The 381-nt window shown below is 58.8% G+C and carries 1 protein-coding gene; it reads left to right on the top strand.

What is annotated here, in order from left to right; genetic code table 11:
- Positions 1–381 (top strand): response regulator transcription factor (locus F2P46_RS36305; RefSeq protein ID WP_166899345.1); only part of this gene is annotated, 381 nt, incomplete at both ends.

Genomic DNA, 381 nt, shown 5'->3' with positions numbered 1-381 from the left:
TGATGATGATCGTTCTTCACTGGCCGTACTGGATTTCCACCTCGAACAAAGCCTGGCAAAGACCACCTTCAACCGGGCTCGCGCGGCACTCGACTGGGTGTCGGACATTTTCAGCAGGGTGGACCCAGGTGGACCCCAATTGTTGGGCTTTGAAGATGAGTGCGGTGAAGGGGGCACGACCGCCGAAAGCGACCTGGAGCGGATCTATCACTTTGTCGGCGATCCCCAGCGTTTTTCGTTGCCCACCGTCGTGGTGATCGATTACGCGATGCCGGACATGGATGGGCTGGAGTTTTGCGAGGCGGCCGCCGATCTGCCCTGTAAGAAAATCATGTTCACTGCGCGCGCCGACGCGAGCTTTGCCGTGGCGGCCTTTAATCG

This window comes from Massilia sp. CCM 8734, assembly GCF_011682155.1.
GTDB classification, from domain to species: Bacteria; Pseudomonadota; Gammaproteobacteria; order Burkholderiales; family Burkholderiaceae_D; genus Telluria_A; species Telluria_A rubra.
The sequence above is the reverse complement of the archived record's forward strand: the minus strand, read 5'-3'. Positions and strand labels throughout refer to the sequence as shown.